The following is an 18,634-nucleotide window of genomic DNA, read 5'->3' as shown; positions in this document are numbered from 1 at the left end:
GGGCGGGCTGGGTGTTGCTATTTTAATCATTCGCATGTAAGTGGATGAACCGAAACGGCAAAAAACAAATGGGTTACAGGCCATGGGTGACGCGTCATCCTCAACCGCCCTGGCACCCCATGGACAGAATAACGAAGGAAACCGAATGAAATTCGATCAATACTATATATCCGATGACCTCAAGAAAAACCTGGCGCAGCTGGGGTTTAAACGGCCCACGGACATCCAGTACAAGGCCATCCCCTCCATTCAGAAAGGGGAAGATGTGCTGGCTATTGCTCAGACGGGGACGGGAAAAACAGCGGCCTTTGCCATTCCCCTCATCGATAAGATCCAGCGCAGCAAGAGCAGCAAGCGGACGTATGGCCTGCGCTGTATCGTCATGGTACCCACGCGGGAGCTGGCGGCACAGATCGGTGAGGTATTTGAAAGCCTCTCCCGCCACACCAAGGTGAAAACCTTTGCCCTGTATGGGGGGGTAGAGCAGGATGCGCAGATTAAAAAGCTCCAGGATGGGATCGATATCCTGGTGGTGACACCGGGGCGTATGTTCGACCTTATCAGCCAGGGGTTTATCCGGCTGGATCGCATCGACACCCTGGTGCTGGACGAGGCCGACCGGATGCTGGATCTCGGGTTTATCGATGACATTCGCTTTGTAAAGAAAAAGCTGACCCGTAAGCACCAGACGCTCTTTTTTTCCGCGACCATTAACGAAAAAATCAAGAAGCTGGCCTTTTCGCAGGTGAAGAGTTCTGCCATCCGTATTCAGCTCTCCCCGGAAGATCCGGTCTCTAAAAATGTCTCCCATGCGGTGATGTTTGTGGAGATGGACGACAAACGGTTCTTTCTGGAACGCTACGTGAGGGACCACCCCGAGAGTAAAATGGTGGTCTTTGTGCGAACCCGGGTGCGTGCCGAACGCGTGGCCAAGGCCATGGCCCGTGTGGGCATCGAGGCGCTCTCCATTCATGGTGACAAGGATCAAAACGAGCGGCTTGAGGCCATGAAAATGTTTAAGCACGGGGGCCGCGGGATGCTTATCGCCACGGATGTCAGCGCGCGGGGCATCGATATTCCAGATGTCGCCGTGGTGATCAACTACGATCTTCCCGAGGTGGCTGAGAATTATGTCCACCGGGTGGGCCGGACCGGTCGCGGCACGAACAAGGGGGTTGCTATTTCGTTTTGCAGTACGGAAGAGAAGGAGCGCCTGGAGGAGATTCAGGCCTTTCTCGGCAAGGAGATTGTGGTGCTTCATGTCGGAAAGACAGATTACACGCAAACCCTTCAATTTTCCAATGAGTTGACTCCCGAAGAGATGGTCGCTGAGCAGGAGGCCTTTGAAAAGACCCGAAAGAAGAAAAAGAGGCGAAAGTAGGGTTCCTCTTTAAGAAACCGCAGCGGTGGGACGATAATAATGAAAGGTGTTCTGGCGCGTGCAGGCAGTTCTTTGTCTGAACAGGGGTTACCAGGTAGGGCTCGCTGGCGGGGAGGTGTTGTGACGGCATATTCGGGTTTTTTGCGCGGGAACTTAAAAAGGGTGGCATGGGCTGTTTTTTCAGGGCTCCTGTTTCTTTGGGCCTCTGTTTTTTTTGCGGAGGCCTCACCTCAGACGTACAGCCATATTCTTTTTATCAGTTCGCATCACCCCGGCTACCCTCCCTTTTACAGGCAGGTGGAGGGCGTTCTGTCCGTCCTGGAGTCCAGGGACACGCATCTCGATATTGAGTTTATGGATTCGAAACGGTTCGATCCGAAGGTTATCGAGGCGCCTTTTCATAAACTTCTCTCCTATAAAATGGCCCACCTTCCCGCTTATGATCTGGTGCTGGCCGGTGATGACAACGCCTTGCGTTATGTGCTGGCCCATCAGGAAGGCCTGTTCAAAAATATTCCCGTTGTTTTTTTAGGCGTGAGCAATCGGAACCTGGCCCTTGACCAGAACGGAAATCCTCATGTTACCGGTGCGATAGAGTCGGTTGCCATGGCCGAAACATTGACCTTGGTTACCCAATTGCAACCGGATGTACAGCGGATCGTCGCCATCTCCGATGGCACCGCAAGTGCCCGGGGGCTCCTGGATCGCTTCTATGCGGTGTCCCGTGACTTCAAGCCCATTCAATTTTCCAATCTTTCTTTAAAAAATCTCAGTTTTGATGAGCTGTCAGAGGTTCTGAAGACGTTTGACAAGCGGGATGCGGTGCTGTTGCTGTCGGCCTTTGTGGACAGCACCGGACGTCGATTCCCCTTTGGCGCGTCACTTAAAAGGGTGACGGATCACCTCGGGGCTCCCTTGTACCATCTCTGGTATCACGGCATGGGGGCGGGTGTCATCGGCGGCAAGCTGATCAGTGCCTTTGATCAGGGTCAGGTGGCCGCGAAGATAGCCTCGGAGATTCTCTCAGGCCGGCCGGTGTATGAAATTCCCGTGGAGGAAGACAGCCGGTATCGGTTTCTGGTAGACCCCAAGGCGATGAGGGACAGGGGGTTGTCTCTGTCCTTGATTCCAGGCGGGGTGGGCCGTTTTCAGGAGGACGTTCAGGAGGTCGGTACGTATGGTGTTTACGCGCGGCTGACCTTGTGGGGCATCGGTGTGTTTTCTTTTTTGATCTGCGTCATGGCTGTGATTACCTTTCATCGGCGACGTGCAGACGAACAGGTGGCGCGAAGCGAGTTGCGGTTCCGGCGGTTGACCCGGCACATGCAAGAGGTGTTTTGTGTGGGGTCCATGGAGTCTTTGCAAATTCATGAGGTCACCCCTGCCGTTGAAAATATCCTTGGGATGTCCCCTGCAAAAATCCGTCGCAACCCTGAATTGATTGTCGAAGCGGTGCACGAGGCGGATCGGGAATCGGTTTTTGCGTATTTGGCTCAGATTCAGTCCGGGCAGGAGAACCTGGCGGCCATTGAGTTCCGTATGCGGGACGTCAAGGGTCAGTTGCGTTGGGTCCGTTTTCAAGGCTTCAGCATTCAGCAGGCTGGCAGCGGGGATGTGGAGATCGCCGGTATGGCAACGGAGATTACGGATGCCAAGCAGGAAGATATCGCCATGAAAGCCCTGGTGGAGACCTTGGCGAGTCGCGTGGAGCAGGATTTTTTTGATGGCGCTGTCCGTCAGCTCTGCTCCTTTCTGGATTGCAACCTCGCCATCATCGGTGAATTAAAGAACGATACCATGGTTCAAACCCTGGCCATGGTGCAAGATGGGTGCATCGACAGCTTCATGGACTACCCTCTGTCGGGCACGCCCTGTTTTGAAACGATGAGCGAAGGCGTCTGTATCTATGCCGAGGGGGTCCAGTCTTATTTCCCGTCGAATCTTATGCTCAAGAAAGTGGGGGCCGAAGGGTACCTTGGCTTTCCCCTGCGGGATCGTCATGGGAAGGTCATCGGGATTATGTCCGCGGTTTCCAGGAAACGGTTTTCCATCCCCAAACACACCCAGGAGGTTGTGGCGATTCTGGCCCAGGGGATTGCCAACGAGATGGAACGCCTGAAGAACGAACGGGAAAAAAAGGAGATGGAGATCAGCCTGATCCGTTCTCAGAAGATGCAGGCCATGGGGACTCTGGCCGGGGGAATCGCCCACGATTTTAACAACATGCTTTTTCCTATCATGGGGTATGTGCAGATGATGCAGGAGGAGACCCTTCCGGAGAGCCCCCATGGCCGGTATTTAAGTAAAATTCATGCCAGCTCTCTGCGTGCGAAGAAGTTGGTGGACCAGATTCTGGCCTTCAGCCGAAAGGGCGATCAGGTTTTTGAACCGGTGACGGTGCCTGATGTTCTCCGGGAGGTGCTGGATCTCGTTCGGGCCAGTCTGCCAGCCACCGTGGATATGAAGATGGATATTGCCGACGATATTCTGCCGGTGATGGGAGATGCCACGCAGATTCATCAGGTGGTCATGAATCTTGTGACCAATGCCTTCCATGCCATGGAGGGGCGGGGTGGATGTATCTGGGTACGGCTGGCTTCCAGTGAGAGGCCCGCCACCGAGGGCGCCGGTGGGGTGGCCCCCGGGCTTTGTCTCACCATTCGGGACTCCGGCTGCGGCATCGACCCTTCGGTGATGAACTGCATTTTTGACCCGTATTTTACCACCAAACCCAAAGAGAAGGGGACCGGACTCGGGTTGGCGGTGGTTCACGGGATCGTCGATAATCACGGCGGCGAGATTGACGTTCAGAGCACTCCCGGCGTGGGAACGACGTTTACGGTGACCCTTCCCGGTCTGAAGGCCGCCAGCATCCGCAACACCCCCCAGGAGAAGGTTCCTATGCCCACCGGGCATGAGCACATTCTCGTGGTGGACGATGAAGAGGAGGTGGGCGTGGTGGAGCAGATGATGCTCGAGCGCTTGGGGTATCGGGTCTCGGTGGCTTCAAGCGGGCCGGAGGCATTGGAACTCCTGGCGACCGAACCGACGGTGCACCTGATGCTGACCGATATGACCATGCCGCAGATGACCGGTTTGCAGCTGGTGGCGAGGGTTCGTGAGACAGGGCTCTCTTTTCCGGTTCTTCTGTGTACCGGCCTGAAAGACGCAAGCCAGGAACGAAGCGCCAAAGGGCTCGGAATTGTGGGGATTGTGAAGAAGCCGGTGAGTATGGATGAGTTGGCGACCCAGGTGCGAGGCGCCCTGGATACGTCGGGGTGAACCCTTTGTTCATTCCGGGCCGCTGGTGCTGCCCGGAATGAAGGATGCATCCGTCTGACTCAGGAAGGGGTCAGATCCCTGCGATGATCGCTTGCAGGGTGTCGGCCACGTGGGTGTGGCTGACCTGTGGGTCCGGGTAGAGGGTGTCAAAGCGGGCTTGAAGTGTTGAGGCCAGAGGCGCTCTCAGGTCGGCCGGGACCTGGGCGATTTCCGACAGGGCGGTGAGGGACTCCCCGCCACCGGAGGCAATATCTACGGCGAGAGTGTCCATGTTATCCGCCACGAAGCGCTCAATTTTCTGATTGATGACCAGGTTGCGGGTTTTTCCACACTCAGAGGTTCCACTGGACATGCCGAAGGTTTGATTGCCGCTGATACCGTTCAAAAAGGTACCCAGAAGGTTCCAGCCGAGTCCCACCTTTTCCCCGATCGCTACCTTTCCCAGGCCGCAACCGCAATCCTGAGCCACTGTCGCACCGTAAGAGGTTCCCGCCAGAATAAAAAAAAGCCCTGTCACGATAATCCATTTTTTCATTTTTATTCTCCTGCGTTTAAATAAGGGGGGTTGTGCAGCCATGGACCGGTACAGGGGAAGAGCTGCCGTGGATGATGTGATGGGATATCTTGGTTAATATATAGTATAAACCGTTTCTATTCAAGGCTTTCGGGTCTGCGGAGTAAGGCGAGGAGGTGGCGGACCAGCCGTTGCCGGTAGGTGGCCCGGTGGGTCATGAGTGCATCTGTATGGTCTCCCCCGTCGACCGTCCACATGGCTTTGGGAGCGTTTGCGTCTTGATAAAGGCGGCATCCCTGCGCGTAAGGAATGACCCGATCTTTCGTTCCGTGGATGATCAGAACCGGCGTGGGGGCGAGACGGGCGATGATGGGGCCGGGGCTGTGGCCGTTGGTGGCGGTGATAAAGGAGAGGGGCCACTTGAACCACCCGAGAATGGGAATGAGCCCGATTTTATCGCGGGCAATGGATCGGTAGGAGTAAAAGGCGCTGTCCACGACCACGCCTTTCAGGGGCACCTCGGGCGTGGCGGCGGCCGCGCTGACGGCATTGGCCCCTCCCAGGCTCTGGCCGAAGGCGATGAGGCGGGTGGGGTCCACATCGGTTCGTGTGGCCACATATCGGAGGGCCGCGACGGAATCCTCGAAGACACCCTGTCGGTTCGGGTGCCCCTCGGAGTCACCGTATCCCCTGTAGTCAAACAGGAACACGTTAAAACCCGCCTCGGGAAGCCAGCCGACAAAGCCGTAGTGGTTCGAGATGTTGGCGGCGTTACCGTGGAAATGGATGATCGTCGCCACAGGGTTTTTCGCCTCTGCCGGGAGAAACCAGCCCGTGAGCTGCGTGCCGTCAAGGCTTTGAAAGGCCACTTCCTCGTAAACGCTCGAAGGGGTCTGATAAAGCCGGTTGTCGGGCTGGTAAAAGAGACCGTTGGCGCAGCCGGTGGTGACGAGCAGCAGCAGGACAAGATAAGGGGTCTGTCGGGTCATAGTGGTTTCCTGGGGGGCAAGGGGTCGTGGTGGCAGGGGCGTGGATGCCAGCCATAATGAATGGTGCCTCTATATCACAGGTGACGGTGGTTTGCGTTTTGTTTTACATGTGAAACATTGATTTTTAAATTATGGTGTGGAAAAGTTAAGGGATATTTTGCCGTCGTTGACAGAGCCAGTGACAGTGTATTCTTGAACAGGAGATGATTTCATGGCCGCAGAGGTATACATCACAATTGCCGAGAGGATAAACCGGAACCCGATGAGGACGCCGCGGGTGGAGGGTGAGTTCACACCCTCATTTATCAACTATCTGGAACTTGTCTATACCCTCGAAGAAGCTGAAGTCGTTCAGCATCTGGATATCCTTCCTGCCTTTGTCACCTTTGAGCAGGTGGCAGAAGCCACCGGACTTTCCCTTGACGAGGTGGAAAAACGGATCGCATCCGCCCACAGGAAAAATGCGCTGGTGGGGATGGGGAACATGTTTTGTCTCCCACCCATTCCGGTCCTCCTCAACCTTCATCATTTCTACGCCGACCTGAAAGAGGATGATCTCGCATCCATTGCCCTTTACCGTGATTTTTTCATCGACAAGGGATACTCCCGTTATTACGAGACCAGCGAGGCTGGAAGCCCTGTTTTTCGGACCATTCCGGTGGAGGAATCCATTCGCTGTGGGGAGAAGATTCTGACTGCGGACGAGGCCCACCGGTTTGTGAACAGTCTCAAAACAGAGGACTTCGTGCTGGTTCCCTGTCCTTGCCGGACCCGTGCGGAAAAGGCAGGGGATCGGGCATGCAAAGACAAGTTCCCCATCGCCAGCTGCATCATGATCGGCTTTACCGCTCTGCATTTTGAGGGGCTGGGGTTGGGCAGACGGGTGACGAGAGAGCAGGCCCTGGTTTACATGGATGAGATGATCCGCCTCGGACTGGTTCCCAACACCGAGAATGTTGAAAAGGAGAGCTCCACCATCTGTCTCTGCTGTGAGTGCTGCTGTTCCCAGGTGCGGGGGCGGACTCGCTGGGACAACCCGGAGTCCATTTCTCCGTCCAATTTTATTCCTCGGGCTAATGATGACTGCGTCATGTGCGGCCAGTGCATGGAGCGCTGCTTCTTTGGCGCCCTCTCTCTGGACGAAACGCAGGGAAAAGCGGTGGTCGACCCGGAAAAGTGCATCGGATGCGGTCTGTGCACGTTTAATTGCGAGGCCGAGGCCCTCAAGCTGGAGCGCTTTGAAAGGTCCACGCCCTTTGCCTCCTCCGGAAAAATGTTGAAAGCTTTTCAGGCAGAGAACACACTTTAAAAGGATTGCCTCCAGTGGCCCTGCCGGGGCCAAACGTTCGCCTATTTTGATGGCCTTGGCTTGACAAACAGGTCATGGTGGTTTTTTGAGAAAATATTGCGAATGATCTTGACCCGAGGAACGAGGGGCGAGATCATTCGCAAACCAGCTTTCAAGGTGGCTCACCTTGCCGCCGGAGGCAAGCTCCCCCCGCTTTATTCCGGCTCGCTGAAACGGCCTTTATCCCTTCGAAACCGTTTTTTGTTCTCTTTCCAGCTCTCTTTGTCCTTTTTGCCCTTGATCGCCTTGTTGGGGTTGACGGGTATGTCATCGGTGTCGGGTAAGAAGCTGCCCGGTAACGGAGCGGGCTTCGCCTTTTTTTTGGTGGCCTTTTTTTTCGGCTCGTCGGGTTTGGGCAAGCCAGGTCCCGAGAGGGCTCCGGCCGGTATCTCGTCGGCCAGGAAGAGGTGGGCGGCGGCTTTCAGGAACACAATGCCGGCGTCTTCGGCCCGGGCGGTTTGCACGGTGAGAATAACCGGGTTGCCGTCGATGCGTTTCCCCAGGCGAGTCGAAAAAGTTTTTTCGGTTGCCAGACGAATCAGGGTGTCGTCCGTGGCGGCAAGCCCCCGGTCGTGTACTCTGGGCCAGGCCTTTTGGCGAATGGCGACATAGAGCTCTCCGGGGACCTCCTCCCCGTAGCGGGGAAGGGTGAGGCGGCTCCGGTCTGTCGCTCGGATTTTTTTCTCATTCATTTCGACGGGGCAGGGGCTGATGGTGAGGCACACCTCTTTGATATGGCCCTCCCGGATGTGCCGCCACCCCTCCTCCTCGTTGATGGCTTTGAGGAACTCTTTGATTTTGACGTATCCGTCCGCATCAGGGATGAGGCCGAACTCATAGGGATCCACTCCCAGGGTGTAGGCGAGGATTTTTGCGAAGGCTTTGGCCGCTTTGATCTGACTCATGATCTCTCTTTTCTCAATCCTCACCCCTGACCGCATCAATTCTTGAAAATGGCTGTTGCATTTTAAGCCGTTGATGGTAAGTCAAGAGTGTCTGGAGACGGTCCGAAGATCCCTTGGGTTTTCGGCCCAGACCCCATGTCTGTTTTCTATGATGGCTCTTCAAAAAAAATCGGAGCGTTGATTTTGCCATCGCATCATAACACAAGGAGCTTTGAACTCGTATGGATACAAAATCAAAAGCGCTTTTTGAGCGGGCCCAGAGGGTGATTCCCGGTGGTGTGAACAGTCCGGTGAGGGCTTGCAAGTCTGTGGGGCGTGATCCCCTTTTTATAGAACGTGCCAAGGGTGCCAGGGTCTATGACGCTGACGGCAATGGATATCTTGATTATGTAGGCTCCTGGGGCCCCATGATTCTGGGCCACGCCCCAGAGCGCGTGAACGCCGTTTTAAGGGACGCCATTGAAAAAGGGACCAGCTTTGGCGCCCCCACGGAACTTGAGATCGATCTGGCAGAGCTGGTGATCGATACCGTGAAATCAGTGGATGTGGTGCGGATGGTGAACTCCGGCACCGAGGCCACCATGAGCGCCATTCGTCTTGCTCGGGGCTTTACGGGCCGGGATGTGGTGATTAAGTTTGACGGTTGCTATCACGGGCATGCCGACCCCTTTCTCGTGGCGGCCGGATCCGGTGTGGCCACCTATAATATTGCCGGCAGCCCCGGCGTGCCCGAGGACACCACCAAACACACCCTCTCCATCCCTTATAACGATATCGACAAGGTGCGTGAGGTGATGACGGCCATGGGGGACCAGGTGGCTTGTATTATCGTGGAGGGCATTGCCGGCAACATGGGCTTTATCAAACCCCAGAACGATTTTCTCAAGGTGCTCCGGGAAGAGACCGAAAAGCACGGGGCGCTTCTGATTGTCGATGAGGTCATGACAGGATTTCGTGTGGCTCTGGGTGGCGCGCAGTCTCTTTACGGCATCACCCCGGATCTGACCACCATGGGCAAGATCATCGGCGGAGGGCTCCCCGTGGGTGCCTACGGCGGGCGGGCCGATATTATGGCCCATATCTCTCCCAACGGTCCAGTGTATCAGGCCGGCACTCTTTCCGGCAACCCCCTGGCCATGGCCGCGGGTATCGAGACCCTGAAAGCGATCCGAGAGCCGGGTTTTTACGAAGCCCTCGCTGAAAAAACCACCCGCCTGGTGAGTGGCCTTGTCGGGGCTGCCGAAAAAGCGGGCATCCCTTGTACCGCCGATACCGCAGGCTCCATGTTCGGGCTCTATTTCACCGGGGTTTGTGTGGCCAACTTTGAGGACGCCAAAACCTCCAATCTGGAACTTTTCAGCGCTTATTACAATCGCATGCTCGAAGAGGGCGTTTATCTCGCTCCCTCCCAGTTTGAAGCGGCCTTTGTCTCTGCCGCCCATACGGATGAAGACATCGACTTCACCATCGCCGCCGCCACCAAGGTACTGGCCGAATTGGCCGATTAAAAAGCATGCCTCCGGCGGCCCTGCCGGGGGCCAAACTTTTGAAAAGTTTGACAAACAGGTCTTAAAAAACAATCTTGGGTAAATATAAAGCCCAAGGCAATGTGATTTGACCCGAGGAATCCGCCTGCGCCCATGTCTGTGCGTCACCATTTGACCAACGTCAATGGGCTACGGCGCGACAAGCGATCCGTCTGCCGTGACAAGGGGGCAAAGCGCATTTGCAACCTGCTTTCAAGGTGGCTTACCTTGCCGCCGGAGGCACGTTTTTGCCCCGTACTTTAACCATAGAAGGCATCTCTTTACTTTGCCTCTGTGGTAGCCCTGAAAAAAAGGAAGCACATGCAGCAGACACCACCCCATCATCTTGACCCGTTGTTGAATGTTATCCCCGAAGGGGTGCGTCGGGTGCATCTCATTGCCGTCTGTGGGACGGGCATGGGGGCGTTGGCCCTGATGCTTAAAAAGATTGGTCTGGAGGTGACCGGCTCCGATGCCGGGATTTATCCCCCCATGAGTGACCTGCTTTCCGAAAGCGGGATCACCCTATTGGAGGGATTTAAGCCCGAACATATCGGAGATGCGGACCTGGTGGTGGTGGGCAACGCCATTCGTAAGGAGAACCCCGAGGCGTTGGCGCTGGGGGAGCGCAAGCTCCCTTATTGCTCGTTTCCCCAGGCGGTGGAGGGTTTTTTTGGCCGGGGCAAGCGCACGGTGGTGGTGGCCGGGACCCACGGCAAGACCACCACCTCGTCCATGATGGCCTGGGTGCTCGAGTATGCAGGGCTCGACCCCAGCTTTATGATTGGCGGGGTGCTGCAGAATTTTTCAAGTAACTGCAAGGTGGGGGCCGGGGATTTCCTGGTGGTGGAGGGTGACGAGTACGACACCGCCTTTTTCGACAAGGGTCCCAAGTTTTTGCATTATGATCCTGAGGTGACGATTTTAACCAGTGTAGAGTTCGATCACGCCGATATTTATCGGGATCTTTCTCACGTGGTTTCCGCGTTTACAGCCTTTATGAAAAAGCATCGACCGGAGGCGGCGGTGATGGCCGGGCCCGGGGAGAACGTGGCCCGTGTTGTGGCCCAGGCCCCCTGTGATGTGTTTACCTATGGTTTTCGCGGAGCGCCTGTCTGGCGTCCGGAGGTGATCAAGGACACAGCTCCGGAGACGAGGTTTCGCCTTTTTTATCAGGGCCGTCTCTATGGGGAGTACACCCTGCCCATGCCCGGCGGGCACAATGTGGAAAATGCCGTCTCCGTCATTGCGGCCTGCCATCGTCTGGGGCTGGATCGTGGGCGGGTGGCCGAGGCCCTCGCGACCTTTAAGGGTATTCGGCGCCGGCAGGAGATCCGGGGGCAGGTGGGAGGCGTTCTGGTGATGGATGATTTTGCCCATCATCCCACGGCGGTGGCCAGTACCCTGTCAGCGGTTCGCTCCTTTTACAAGGGGCACCGGCTGGTGGCCATTTTTGAGCCCCGCACCAATTCGAGCATGCGCGATGTTTTTCAGGAGGCCTATACCCATGCGTTTGAGGCTGCGGATCTGATTTGTGTGCGCATGCCCCCCCACCCGGAAAAGGTGCCCGAAGGGCAACGGTTCTCCTCGGAGGCCCTGGTGGAGGCCCTGAAGTGCTCGGGTAAAGAGGCGCACCTCTTTCCTGATGCCGGGGCGATTGTGAATTATTTTCAGTCCGAGGCACGTGCCGGTGATCTTTTGATGGTGATGTCCAACGGCGGGTTTGAAGGCATTCATGGCCGGTTACTGACCATGCTGGAGGCAAGGCAGGTTTCGCCTGCTCTTTCCGGCGTGGGGAAACCGTGATATTATAGATAGCGTCTCTTCGGCGCGTTTCTGCTTGAGACACGCCTTTCTTTTCTCTTCCGGATGACTTCCGGAGGCGTCCGGACCGGTTAACCATGACATCCCAACGAATCATCGTACTACAATTCTATTGATAATTCAGTGAAGGCCTCGTAAATGTAAGCGATGATTTTCGAATTGATATCGAACGAAAGATGGACGATGGAGCCCACCCTATGTTGAAAACCCTCCGCTCATGGAGTCATTTGGTCAGCGGTTTTTTTTTCAGGCGTAATCGCGATGATATGATCATTGGCGAAGTGTTGATTGCCCGAAACGTGATTACGCGTAAAGAGCTGGAGACAGCTCTGGATGTGCAGAGAGACAAGCTGTTTCAAAGGGGCGTGGCGGTTCCGTTGGGAAAGGTGGTGGTGGAGCTCAAGTACGCCACGGAGGCGCAGATTGTTCAGGCCGTCAATGAGCATTATCGCATTCATGTCACCTCGTTGTCTGACAACATCCGGGGATTGATTCGCCGAATTGGTGACTCCCTGACCGAGGAGGTCCCTGCTCCCCGTGTGCCCATCTGGCTACAGCTCTCCGTGACCATGACGGTGGTGATGCTTCTGACCGTCGGTCTTTTAAGCTATGTTATTCTGGAACGCCAGAAAGAGAAACTTTACAATCATGCCGTCAAACTCGGCATGGTGAGCCTCGGTTACTTCGGCAGCAACGCGAAGACCCTCCTCCTTGAAGACAACATCCTCTCCCTGAATGCTTTGATTAAAAACGCCGAAGGCGTCGATGGCCATTTGTATGCCCTGATTGTGGACAACAAGGAGGTCATCAAGGCCCACACAGATGCCTCTCAAATCGGCAAAACCATGGTGCGTTATCCCCCCACAGGGGAGGTGGAGTCCCGGGGTGAGGTGACCTACTTTACCCACGACGGCGGTGGGGTGGGGCCGGTTTTGAACATGAGCGTGCCCATCATCTTTAAAGAGAAGCGGCTCGGCGAGGTGCATGTGGGGCTCTCCATTGACTTTATCGATCAGCTTTTTTTAGAGGAGCGGGCGTTTCTGGCGATCAGCACGATGATCATCGGGCTGATCGGACTGGTGGTGGCGGTGCTTTTCGGTCGCCGTTTTTCCAAGCCGATTTCAAGCCTTGTGGTGGCGACCCAGGAGTTTGCCAAGGGCAACTACAGTCACCGGGTGGACAGCCGTCGAAATGATGAGCTGGGGCGTCTGGCCACCGCCTTTAACCGCATGGGCAAAGAGCTCTTTAAGCAGTCCATGATGCGGGAGTCCTTCGGCAAGTATGTGGGCTCCGACGTGCTGGAACTGATCATGCAGAATCCAGAGACCACCTGGCTTAAGGGGCGAAAAAATCAGGCCACGGTTCTTTTTGCCGATATTCGGGGGTTTACCGCCTACACAGAGACGCGGGCTCCGGAAACGCTGGTGGAGGAGCTTAACCAGTATTTTGAAATTGCCACCACCATTATCCTTAAACACGGTGGGTACGTGGATAAATTTATCGGGGACGCGGTCTTGGCGGTGTTTGGTGTGCCCGTTAACTATGAGAATCATTCGGAGCGGTGTCTCCGGGCTGCCGTCGAGATGCAGAAGGCCTTTCGGCAGGCCGCTGAATCCGGCCGGAATCCCCTTCTTTCCCGTGTGGGCATCAGCATTAAGAGTGGGGTCGTGGTGGCGGGCAGTATCGGATCTCAGGCGAAAATGGAGTACACCGTCATCGGGGATACGGTCAACGTGGCCGCTTATATCAACACGCTGGCCCAGGGCGGTGAGATTGTTGTGGGGAGCATCGTCATGGAGCGCCATCGAGACATCCTGGAGGTGGAGTCCCTGGTTCCACAAAAGGTGAAAGGGCGCTCCGGGTTGGTGGAGGTCTATCGCGTCACGGGGATTCGTGGTTATGGAAAGTAAAGCCATAACGCCATATTGGCTTTTTTTGCTCGGGGTGTTTTTTTTCGGGGTCGCCTGTGTGGGAAGCCCTTGGCACCGTCAGGCGGGGGAGTATGAGGTGGTTCAGCCGGCCCCAGGGGAGACCTTAGAATCGGTGGCCGAGTCCTTCGGGGGCGGTGCGGCTGGATTGAGGACCATAGAATCTCTCAATCCCCGGGCCTTGACGCCGGGAAATACCCCGCTGCTTGTTCCGAGCAAGCCCGTCTATGAGTTGGGGATTCGTCCCGATGGGTACCCTGTGGTTCCGGTTCTTTCCTACCGATGGGGACCTGAGGCGGGGACAGGCCCTTCACTCGCCCGTGTTCAGGCCGATCTTCTTCAGCTGGAAGCCTCCGGTTGTACCCTGCTCTCACCCAGCGATTTTCTGGCCTTTATCCGTATGGAACGATCCATCCCTGAACAGTCTGTGTTGCTTGCCTTTGAAGTGTCACGAGCCGAAGCGTTCAGGGCACTGGTGTCCTCGCTCTCCACGCCAGGCCTGACCGGGCTTCTCTTTGTGGATCCGGCTGGGGTGGGCGAAGAGGGGGCGTTGACCTGGGAAGAGGTGCGACGTCTATCCGGAGAGGGGATAGAGCCCGCGCTGCTCCCCCCGACAGAGACGGGGCTCTCTGCCCCTGTCGGGGAAGAGAGCCTGGTGGGGTATGCCCGGCGGGTTAAGGACGTGATCTCTACCTCCCATGCGCTGTTGGTTCAACAGGCAAAGATGCCCGTAAGATTTGCTGCTTATCCGGACAATCAGGGCAACAGCGTCATGGCCTCGGTGATGGTCTCTCTGGGGATCCAGTGGATCTTCATACAGGGGACCGGAGGCAACCCTTTTTTTTGTGACCCTTTGAGTGTGGTGCGCATGGATGTGGGGCGTCGCGGTGCGGAGGTGCCCCTCAGCCGGTACCTGGATACGTTTCGGAGGGCCGATTTGTCATGGTGAGGCTTGGACGATATCTGTGGGTTCTGTGCGCCATTTTTTTTATGGGGGCCTGTCAGTCCCTGACCTTACCTCGGGCGTCGGTGCCCTTCCCCGATGCCTTGCAGACGCGGGCGCTGGCATTGGAAGATCGCGGTGATTTTACAGAGGCCCTTCGGTATTGGGAGGCCGCTTCGGCGGTGGCGGCAGAAAAAAGGACGACCCTTCAGTCCCTTCGAAGGGCGACGATTCAAGGGGCACTCACGGCTGCGGACCAGGCCTTGGCCCAAGGCGAGATGGATCAGCAAAAAGTGCATCTCCTCAAGGTGTTACGCATGGCTCCTGCCCACGCCATGGCCCGGCAGCGACTTCGGGAGAGCCTCTCTCGACGGCTGGTGCTGCCCTACACGGTGCAGGGTGGAGAATCTACGGTCACCATCGCCGGTCGGGTTTACAAAAATGTGCAGCTGGCCTCTCTGGTTGAGGTTCTTCATGGCCCGGGCACAGTGGCGGGAGAGGTGCTCTGGCTGCCCAGGGTGGAGGCCTCTCTTGTGGCCGCACAGTTCAGTTACAGAAGGGCTATTTTCGAGGCGCGCAGGCAGTATAAATCAGAAACCTGGGATGCCTTGCTGACCGTCTCCGAGGAGATCCTCAGTTATGCCCCGGATGATCAGGAGGCCTTGTATTTAAAGAACACGGCCACCCACAATATGGCCAGAGAGCTGTTTGAGGCCGGGCGTTACCCGGAAGCCCTGGTCATGTACCGCCGGGTGGACGTTTATTTTAGAAATGAGAAACCGCAGATTGAAGCGATTCTCTCCATCCAGAAGAACCGCCGGGAGGCAGCTCAGGTATCCAAGAATGCCGCTTTGTTGAAGGAGGCCACCCTTCTTGAGCAGCAGGGGGCGCTGGTGGCGTCACGGAAGGTCCTGAACACCATCGACCCGGGTTTTTCCGGGCGCGATGCGTTGGAACGACGACTTACGAAGCGAATGAACCAAAAGGCAGAGGCCCATTATCGAATCGGGGTCCGACTCTTTCTGGAGGAAAATCTCGTGGGTGCCATTGCCGAGTGGAAAAAGAGTCTGGAACTGAACCCTGACTTTGTGAAAGCCGGAGAGGGTGTCGCCAATGCCGGATATTTGCTTGAAAAGGTGAAAGGCATTCAGTTGGAAAAAAGGGGAAAGAAACCATGATATTGGATTTGGTCACCATGGGCTCGCATGATGAGGTGCGTGACGAGGTACGCACTCTTTTTTGTCTGATCTGGCCCGATGGAGATGTGTCTCTTCTGGATGAGGCCTGGGGGGACGTGGCGCGTCTTTATAATGGCCAGTGGCCAGGTTATCACGCCTGTGACACGCCCTATCATAATCTCACCCATGTGATCACGGTGACCCTGGCGATGGCCCGGCTTCTTCATGGGGCCGTTCTGGACGGATATCCGGTGTCGGAACGAGAGGGGCTTCTCTCTATCGTGGCGGCACTTTTTCATGATGCAGGGTTGATTCGGCGCACAGAAGATCCCGAAACCAGAGGCGCTGAGCTCACGACAGAGCATGTGGCACGGGGCATGGTGATGCTGGGAACCTACCTGCGGGAGCGGGGCTGGGGTGAGGATGCCTGTGGTTTTGTCGCCTCTCTATTGGCCTGTACCGAACTTTCGGCCGACTCCTTTCTCGTCGTCTTTGAGAATCAGGAACAGCGATATCTGGGTGCGCTCTTGAAGGCGGCGGATCTGGCGGGGCAGATGGCGGACATGCGTTATGGGGAGAAGATCCTGCTCCTTGGTGAGGAACTTCATGCTGCCGAAAAACAAGCCTTTATAGGGGAAAAAACGCTTCTGGAAAATTCTCCGGCCTTTTGTCGTCGCATTCTTGCTGAGATGGTGGATGAGACGGGGAAGAGTGTGCTGGACCATTTCCAGACACATTTCAGGGTGTACCGGGGCATGGATCGGAACGTGTATGTCGACCAGATTCGAGGGCAGATTTCTTTTCTGGAAGAGGTGATCGCCAAGGGTGGCGATGCGTACCGGGAGACCCTTCGAATGGGTCCTGTGAAAATGAGTTGTCCCCCCCATGATATCGATGCTATATATTCAAAACAGTAACCAGATCGTCAGAAAACAATCGTACGAATGATACCGTATCATGCCCGGTGGCGACGTTGCGGGCAGATCGTCCGATCCACATATCATACACATAAACTGATCGGCGCAAAGGAGACAGGTACCCTATGGAAGGACTTGCTTGGGATGATTCCTGCAAAATACAGATTTCGTTGATGGACGAACGCAATCAGCGTCTTATGGAGATTGCGGCGAAGCTCGTTGAGCTTAATGCCGTTAAACGCAAGAAAGAAGAAGATTTTGAAGCCATTGGTGAAGTACTTGCCGATATGATGGAATTTGCCAGAATGCATTTCAACGAAGAGGAAAAACTTCTGGTGGGCAAGCAGTACCCCGAACTGAATCAACACAGACGGGAACACAAAAAATTTATCAAGAAAATGATGGGTTTCCGCCGCCTTTTCTCGGAAGATCCCGGAAAAGTGACTGACGATGCTGTGGGTTACGTCAAGGAGTGGCTCCCCTCGCATATTAAAGAAGAGGACGCTCGTTATGCACCCTTTGTTCGGGTGCAGAATTATCTGGCCGAGTGCCAGGCCATGGGGCGCCGCGGACGAAGCTGATTCGGGCAAGAGTCAAAAAAAATACAAAATGGGGACCCGGCATTGAGCCGGGTCCCCATTTTTATTTTTGATAGCCACCCTTTCTCAGCTACGATCAAGGTGATCGTGGCTGGCAGATGTCGCACGCCGTTATGGACCCCATAGAGATGGCAGCTGCTCCTGGTATGAAATTCCATTATTTCGAATCGTTGAGGCTGGGTATACGCATCTGGCGATGGCTGTAAATGGCACGGATGAAGCGGGCAGCCCCGGTTAGTCGTCTTCAGACTCTTCGGCGGCTTCACCGAGGACAAGTTGATTCAGGATTTCAGTGATGACCGGTGTGTCCTGTTCAATGGCGTAAAGACGTTCCCGGTCGAAAATGGACTCTGTGCTCGGCAGGTCGAATGTAAATTCGCTTTGTTTTCGGATCGCCTCAAAGAGAATGGAGAGAGCATAGCAGGAGAGGTTCTCAAAAAAGAGGCCTTCATCCACTTGCTCATCTGTCTCGCCGGGTACGTAGTTTTTTTGGGATTGGGTCAGTTCGGTGACGGCGGAGAGAAGCATCATGGAGTTTTCATCCCCGAAGGGCTCTTCTTCTAAAGCTTCCTCATGTATGGCGAGGGCAAGAAAATCTTTTGCCGCCGTAAAGAGGATGTCAAGCCACTCTTCTTCAAGGTTTTGGGGTAAAACCGCTTCCGCTCCCCGTGAAATAACGTCGTCCATAAATCGGTTGATGCTCATGTGGTCTCCTGTGGCAGGGTGTTCCTGCGAGTTGAATCGGAAGCGCAGAGAGCTTCTGATGGTTTCGATGCGCGGCATTATGACATACTCTTCGAAAATGTGAAACCTGGGAGAACGAACCGTGGGGGTGTACTCGCGGATCACTGTTTATGCTGTCAAACAGAACTTGACATCGGGTGGGTGGGCCGTTAACTTAAAGTTAACTTTAAATAGAGGTAGGGTGGGTGATGGAACAAAAGCAGTGGACCATTTCGGAGTTGGCGTCGAGTTTGGAACTCAGCCCGTCAACCATTCGGTACTATGAAGAGAAGGGGTTGATTTCGCCTTCTCGAACACCTGGAAATCAAAGGGTTTATACGTCGAAAGACAGGGCGCGGTTGAAGCTTATTCTTCGAGGGAAACGGTTTGGCTGTTCCTTAGAAGAGATCGCAGAGATCATCGGTCTCGCTTCCACCGAAGTCAGCGAGGTGGGCCAGATCGAAAAGAGCCTGGCCTATGCGGAGCTGAAAATCGAGGAGGTCCAGGAGCGCAAGCGGGAGCTGGACCTGATGGAAAAAGATATCAGGGCCATGAAGGATGCCCTGGCGCTTCGCCT

At 55.5% G+C, this 18,634-nt stretch carries 15 protein-coding genes; 11 read left to right on the top strand and 4 right to left on the bottom strand.

Features of this window, described 5'->3' with window-relative positions; genetic code table 11:
• Positions 1-145 precede the first annotated feature (145 nt).
• Both Q1Q75_RS07920 and Q1Q75_RS07915 read left to right on the top strand, forming a co-directional pair.
• Positions 146-1,381: a DEAD/DEAH box helicase gene (locus Q1Q75_RS07920; protein WP_300668991.1), complete on the top strand. Its 1,236-nt coding sequence runs from the start codon at positions 146-148 to the stop codon at positions 1,379-1,381.
• A gap of 120 nt (positions 1,382-1,501) precedes the next feature.
• Positions 1,502-4,663, top strand: a complete 3,162-nt coding sequence (locus Q1Q75_RS07915) for an ABC transporter substrate binding protein (RefSeq protein ID WP_300668989.1) — start codon at positions 1,502-1,504, stop codon at positions 4,661-4,663.
• A gap of 70 nt (positions 4,664-4,733) precedes the next feature.
• Here Q1Q75_RS07915 and Q1Q75_RS07910 read toward each other — a convergent pair whose 3' ends face one another.
• Positions 4,734-5,198: a DUF3015 family protein gene (locus Q1Q75_RS07910; RefSeq protein ID WP_300668988.1), complete on the bottom strand. Its 465-nt coding sequence runs from the start codon at positions 5,196-5,198 to the stop codon at positions 4,734-4,736.
• Between the two features lie 116 nt (positions 5,199-5,314).
• Positions 5,315-6,166: an alpha/beta hydrolase gene (locus Q1Q75_RS07905; protein ID WP_300668987.1), complete on the bottom strand. Its 852-nt coding sequence runs from the start codon at positions 6,164-6,166 to the stop codon at positions 5,315-5,317.
• Between the two features lie 211 nt (positions 6,167-6,377).
• Here Q1Q75_RS07905 and Q1Q75_RS07900 point away from each other — a divergent pair, with 211 nt between their 5' ends.
• Entirely contained in the window at positions 6,378-7,475 is a 1,098-nt protein-coding gene (locus tag Q1Q75_RS07900; RefSeq protein WP_300668985.1) for a 4Fe-4S binding protein, read from the top strand.
• Positions 7,476-7,669: 194 nt separating this feature from the next.
• Here the strand turns inward: Q1Q75_RS07900 and Q1Q75_RS07895 are convergent, their stop codons facing one another.
• Positions 7,670-8,419 (bottom strand): RNA 2'-phosphotransferase, encoded by a 750-nt coding sequence (locus tag Q1Q75_RS07895; protein ID WP_300668984.1) that lies wholly within the window; start codon positions 8,417-8,419, stop codon positions 7,670-7,672.
• 221 nt (positions 8,420-8,640) lie between these two features.
• Here Q1Q75_RS07895 and hemL point away from each other — a divergent pair, with 221 nt between their 5' ends.
• The 7 genes from hemL to Q1Q75_RS07860 all read left to right on the top strand — a co-directional run bounded on the left by hemL (position 8,641) and on the right by Q1Q75_RS07860 (position 17,316).
• On the top strand, positions 8,641-9,927 hold the full coding sequence (hemL, locus tag Q1Q75_RS07890) for a glutamate-1-semialdehyde 2,1-aminomutase (RefSeq protein ID WP_300668982.1): 1,287 nt from the start codon (positions 8,641-8,643) through the stop codon (positions 9,925-9,927).
• 339 nt (positions 9,928-10,266) lie between these two features.
• On the top strand, positions 10,267-11,751 hold the full coding sequence (gene murC, locus Q1Q75_RS07885) for a UDP-N-acetylmuramate--L-alanine ligase (protein ID WP_300668980.1): 1,485 nt from the start codon (positions 10,267-10,269) through the stop codon (positions 11,749-11,751).
• 284 nt (positions 11,752-12,035) lie between these two features.
• Complete coding sequence (locus Q1Q75_RS07880; RefSeq protein WP_300668979.1) at positions 12,036-13,679, top strand: adenylate/guanylate cyclase domain-containing protein; 1,644 nt, start codon at positions 12,036-12,038, stop codon at positions 13,677-13,679.
• Positions 13,669-14,646 (top strand): hypothetical protein, encoded by a 978-nt coding sequence (locus Q1Q75_RS07875; RefSeq protein ID WP_300668977.1) that lies wholly within the window; start codon positions 13,669-13,671, stop codon positions 14,644-14,646. Before Q1Q75_RS07880 ends, Q1Q75_RS07875 begins: the two co-directional genes overlap by 11 nt.
• Positions 14,640-15,818: a hypothetical protein gene (locus tag Q1Q75_RS07870; RefSeq protein WP_300668976.1), complete on the top strand. Its 1,179-nt coding sequence runs from the start codon at positions 14,640-14,642 to the stop codon at positions 15,816-15,818. The genes Q1Q75_RS07875 and Q1Q75_RS07870 overlap by 7 nt, the downstream gene beginning before the upstream one ends.
• Positions 15,815-16,735 (top strand): hypothetical protein, encoded by a 921-nt coding sequence (locus Q1Q75_RS07865; RefSeq protein ID WP_300668974.1) that lies wholly within the window; start codon positions 15,815-15,817, stop codon positions 16,733-16,735. The genes Q1Q75_RS07870 and Q1Q75_RS07865 overlap by 4 nt, the downstream gene beginning before the upstream one ends.
• A 125-nt stretch (positions 16,736-16,860) precedes the next feature.
• Positions 16,861-17,316, top strand: a complete 456-nt coding sequence (locus Q1Q75_RS07860; RefSeq protein ID WP_300668972.1) for a bacteriohemerythrin — start codon at positions 16,861-16,863, stop codon at positions 17,314-17,316.
• Between the two features lie 252 nt (positions 17,317-17,568).
• Here Q1Q75_RS07860 and Q1Q75_RS07855 read toward each other — a convergent pair whose 3' ends face one another.
• Entirely contained in the window at positions 17,569-18,039 is a 471-nt protein-coding gene (locus Q1Q75_RS07855; protein ID WP_300668970.1) for a hypothetical protein, read from the bottom strand.
• 227 nt (positions 18,040-18,266) lie between these two features.
• Between Q1Q75_RS07855 and Q1Q75_RS07850 the strand changes: the two genes are divergently transcribed.
• A partial coding sequence (locus Q1Q75_RS07850; RefSeq protein WP_300668968.1) for a MerR family transcriptional regulator occupies positions 18,267-18,634 on the top strand: 368 nt, incomplete at its 3' end.

This window comes from Desulfoluna sp., from assembly GCF_030145185.1.
In the GTDB taxonomy this organism is placed as follows: Bacteria; Desulfobacterota; Desulfobacteria; order Desulfobacterales; family Desulfolunaceae; genus Desulfoluna.
Note: the sequence above shows the minus strand (reverse complement) of the source record. Positions and strands in the feature narration are given on the sequence as shown.